General features: G+C 31.2%; 5 protein-coding genes. 4 read left to right on the top strand and 1 reads right to left on the bottom strand.

Translation table 11 applies throughout. The features are described 5' to 3' along the window. Positions 1 to 251 (bottom strand): transposase (locus tag ACTNDN_RS24325; protein WP_441132531.1); only part of this gene is annotated, 251 nt, incomplete at its 3' end. 236 nt (positions 252 to 487) lie between these two features. Between ACTNDN_RS24325 and ACTNDN_RS24320 the strand changes: the two genes are divergently transcribed. From ACTNDN_RS24320 to ACTNDN_RS24305, 4 genes are all read left to right on the top strand, one after another. Then, positions 488 to 823, top strand: a complete 336-nt coding sequence (locus tag ACTNDN_RS24320) for a hypothetical protein (protein WP_441132529.1) — start codon at positions 488 to 490, stop codon at positions 821 to 823. 135 nt (positions 824 to 958) lie between these two features. Next, positions 959 to 2515, top strand: a complete 1557-nt coding sequence (locus ACTNDN_RS24315) for a TniQ family protein (protein WP_441132528.1) — start codon at positions 959 to 961, stop codon at positions 2513 to 2515. 463 nt (positions 2516 to 2978) lie between these two features. After that, positions 2979 to 3161 (top strand): hypothetical protein, encoded by a 183-nt coding sequence (locus tag ACTNDN_RS24310; protein WP_031539870.1) that lies wholly within the window; start codon positions 2979 to 2981, stop codon positions 3159 to 3161. A 385-nt stretch (positions 3162 to 3546) separates the two neighbouring features. After that, a complete protein-coding gene (locus ACTNDN_RS24305) occupies positions 3547 to 4548 on the top strand; it encodes a polymer-forming cytoskeletal protein (protein ID WP_441132526.1) in 1002 nt (333 codons plus the stop codon). Positions 4549 to 4884 lie beyond the last annotated feature (336 nt).

Genomic DNA, 4884 nt, shown 5'->3' with positions numbered 1-4884 from the left:
AAAATATCATTCTCCATCATTAGCCGTTGATTTTCTTTACGAAGCCGAATTAATTCTTCTTGCTCCGGAGTTCTATTGTCTTTTTCCTCAAACGATCCACTTGTATTATGCTGGCGAACCCACTTATCAAAGGCAGATGGCGTCAGCTCATATTCTTTGATAATTTCACTTCTAGATTTACCTGTAAGGTGCAGCTGAACAATTTGTTCTTTAAATTCTTTCGTGAATGTTCTTCTTTCTCTTTTGGTCATAGTTCATTCTCCCCAACTTTAATGAATTAAGTTTATATGACCTTAATAAATCTGTCCAACTAAGTGTAACCTATCCAGATGCAAAATTCTTTAAGAGTGTAGTGTATACTCTGCAGAAGGTTATTCCTGTAGAAGAAGAGCCGAATTTTCTTGATCATACTCAATATTTGTATAACTTTAGTATTGGCTGTATAGGACTTCTTAAACAGTGGTTAGAAAGGGAGCTATCAGACGCATTGAGTTCAAGTGATAAAACAATAACAATCGAACATTTAGAGAGAAATTCATTAAATCAAAAGAAGATTCTTACTTTAGCTAGAGAAGCTATTAAAGGTGAAAGTGATTTCATAGAAAAAGAGGAAGATAGGATAGAGTTGCAGGAAATCTTGTATGGATCTGTTAAAAAGAGTGGTTCTCAAAAGAAGGAAGATGATAAGAGTACTGACAAAGGTAAGCATAAACGTTCAAAGCCAGGTCAACGTAATCCGCATAGGGATCAAGTTGGGACAGTAAGGGAAGATGAATCCGATTTTAGCGAAATAGCGAAAGAAAACTCTATAGGTGAAAAATGAATATATATATATAATAATTGAGTGAATATCATGTTTTTTCACTCAATTATTAATATCTTTTTCAAATAGAAGAAAATGATTAAGTTGTTAAAAACTTAATTTATTTAAAAGCATTGATTTTGGGGGACAAGAGTAATGAATTCTCTAATAGAAAGTTTAAGAAAAAGTGAAAATCCATTAGGTGATTTTTTATCATCAAGAACAGTATTGTATAATAATATAGAACCGATAGGCATCGGGACTCCGTATATTGAGAGTTTAACTAGTTATATTTGTAGAATAGCAAAAAGTCATAATGTCAGAGTTACTACTCTTTTAAATGAACTCATTGGATCTTATATAGGTTTACCTTATTTAGCTGATGCGTTTGCTAAAAATTTGGCACCTAATAGATATAATCTTATAAATGGTATAAGTACAATAAATATTGAGTTTATTAAAGTGCTTGAAAAGTTAACCGGACGGAACGACATAGAACATATGACGTTTAAAAATTGGAAGGGTATTCTTTCTAATAATATTGTGTCTAAAAATAGAAGATGGTGTCCACTGTGTTTAAACTATCTAAAGAAGGAATCAAGAGAAATATATGAGCCATTAATTTGGTTAGTACCTAGTATCAACAAGTGTGAAATACATAGTACAAGGATTAAGGAAGAATGTCCAAACTGTAATAAAAAACTGGGATTTGTGCATCGAAATTTAATTGTTGGATATTGTCAATATTGTTCAGGGTGGTTAGGTGAAGATGGAGATTCTATTTCCAATGACCCATTGACTAATGATGAGCATTTTGTAATTAAAAATTATAAGCAACTAATGGAGCAAGGACCCAAGTTAACATCATTCCCAAGTAGAAATTTTATGAGTTTAATTCTTCCTAAAATAAAGGATGATTTAGGGTTTGAATACTTATTAGACTTTGCGGGCTTTTTAGATGTAAGATATATTACTTTAATAGATTGGATAAAGAATAAACATATACCAAACCCAGCTTCGCTACTCACAATCTGCAGTAAACTCAATTATACCATTTTTGATCTTATTAATCTGTCGAATAAATCAAGTAATAAAATTAATAATAATATAATATTGAAAGTAGAAACTAAGATTTCAATGGAAGAATTAAGGAAACATTTATTAAAGGAGATAGCAAAGGATACTCCTAGGAGCCTAAATCAAGTCTGTAAAGACCTGAGAATTACCGGAAAATTCGCAGGTTATTACTTTCCTGAATTATGCGAAAAGATAGTAAGTAGGTTTTCTTCATATAAACGTGATTTTGATTCGAAAAGATTTAAGAAAACTGAAGAAATTTTAAATAATGCTTTAGCTGAAGATATACCGGAGAGTTTAAATAAAACGTTAAGTGAACATGATATATCCTATAAGACTGCAAAAAGATATCACCCTATCCTTTGTGAAAAAATTAGTCTTAAGTATAAAGAATATTATAGCGAAAAGAAAAATCAGAATATTGAAGAAATGAAGGTTCGGATTGAAAGTGTGATATTGGAGTTGCATAAGGAAGGTATATATCCTAGTGTCGGGAATATTAGTAAGAAACTGTCATTAAAAAATGCTAATCTATTTCGTCAAACGGTGTTCAATGATTTTCGAAAAAGCATCTTATTATCTCTGGGATATAGGAATTCTCATTTAGCCCCAAATTCAGATTTAGAAAATATATAATCCTTTTCAATTTTTTGTTATTTTTTAAAGGAACATATTCAAATTGTATACAAAAGAAAAAAGTATAGAGAGCTTGATTTTGAATAAAAAATTAAGCTTTAAATCATTTTTTGAAAAGGGGATTTTGAAGAATAGAAAATATATAAGATCAATCACTACTATTATATCAATATGCTTAATTTTTACGCTTATTCTGGAACTGCATGTTAAAAGTGGTCTAGAATTAAGACTTTTACTTTAAGTGGCTACCTCTCGTTCCAATAATGTTCATTTACTTGAAAGCAATCATTTAGTTGTTGCTATACATTTTTAAGAATATGAAATAGTTGAATAAAAATTTTTTCATTAACAAAAGTTTTATATTTGTTAATGGTCATAAAAAATTCATATCTTTTCAATTATATCTGCACATATTTTTGAGATTATCTAATCAATAAAGATTGGATAGGGGGAGGGATCTTAAGTGAATGTAAAAAAAATTTCCATGTTAATAGGAGCTATTGCCATTCTCCTTTTTATTGGATGGTTTTATCTAGGACTATTAAGTTCTCCTGATCCTGTCGTGCAGGAAAAATCAACTTCTACGCAGATAGAAAATACTGAGCTAATTAATCTAAAAACAGTTGGAACACCTAAATCGCCATAAAAGAGCAATTTTAATATATTGAAATTTTCTAATCTATAAAGACTGTTCTTCTTTATTTAAGGTAATTCAAATCTACTAAGCAAAACCTTAATTATAGGAGGTGATTAATTAAAAGAGTTGATTATTATAAATAGGTTGTCCATTAATATGCTCATCGGGTATTAATAGTTTTTGATTAAACATAATTAAACCTTACCAAAATCAAAATCTAATTGGAAAGTGATGATGGAAAGAAATGTTTTGGGCAACCCCGATACATATTATTGATGATTGAGAGGGATTCGGAACTATCTATAATATATAGAACTAAGTGACAAAAATTCTTACTCTTTTATGGAATTACTTAAAAAGATCTTAAAAACATATTTATTGGGGGAAAAACATCATGAAATTGAAAGCGTTAATAGTACCGACATTGTTAGTAGGCTTACTAGCAGCTTGTGGATCAGATGATGCAGCTAAAGAACCAAAAGAGGAAGAGACTCCTGCGGAACAACCAGCAGCAGAACCTGAGGAAAAAGAAGCAGATGCAGTGGCAGCAGCATCAATAACAGATGATCCAGCTGTTTTCGCAGCAGCACTAGGTGAAGAGGGAACCTGGATTGTAGCAGCAACGAAGGATTTAACATTTGACGGAGACTTAGTTGTAGCTGGCGAATTCCATGATAAAGATGAGGCAGCAAACCCAATCTATCGTAAATTAGCATTATATACACAAGATGAACAACGTAATGTTACAGGAACTTTCACACTTACTGTTCCTAAAATGATAGTACAAAGTGAAAACTTCAAAATCCAAAACGGTACTGTAAAAGGTGATGTTGTAGTAGAAGCAAAGGGATTTACTCTAGCGAAAGATACTACAATTGATGGTAATGTTTTCTTTGCAACTCAAGAAGCCAGAGACACTGCAGTTATCGAAGGTACAATTACTGGTGTTGGAGCTAAACCTGAAGATGTAGTTGTATCAACTGCTTCCATTACTTATGACCCTGAGACTCTAGTAAAAGCTGCTAGCAAAGATGGAAACTGGATTTTTACAACTCTTGGTAATGTTACATTAGATAATGAACTAGTTGTTGATGGCGAGTTCTATAATAAAGATGACAAATCTCAAGGTCTTTACCGTAAATTAGGTTTATATTCACAAGATAAAGATCGCAATGTGACTGCTGCTTATACATTAACAGTACCAAAAATGACAGTGAAAAGTGAAAACTTTAAAATTCAAAATGGTACAGTTAAAGGTGATGTATACGTTGAAGCAAAAGGCTTTACTCTTGCAAAAGACACTACTATTGATGGAAATGTTTACTATGCAAGCGAAGATGTAAAATCTTCTGCGGTAATCGAAGGAAAAGTAACAGGAAAACAAGAAGTAAAATAACTTAATAAAATTTATAGTGTAAAAATAATCCCTATTACATGAGTGGGGATTATTTTTATTTTTCTTCCTTTCAACCAAATAGTAGAATCTATTATCCCTTTAAAATAGTCCCCTCTCTTTGACGATTCCTAATACCTTTTATTAAAAAATATTTTAACCTGTGAGTTATGCAACATAAACGTAACATATTTGAAACATAAAATTCCAAATTTCTGCATAATTCGACGGTATTCTATTTTTAGTAAGTAAGCGTCAAATAGACCCCACCTATGTTTTAGATGGGGCCTGGGTTATTATTTAGTTAAGTTTTTTAAATGAAATACAAGACACTGGTAG

Source organism: Niallia sp. HCP3S3_B10 (assembly GCF_052064465.1).
Classification (GTDB): Bacteria; Bacillota; Bacilli; order Bacillales; family Cytobacillaceae; genus Niallia; species Niallia hominis.
The sequence above is the reverse complement of the archived record's forward strand: the minus strand, read 5'-3'. Positions and strand labels throughout refer to the sequence as shown.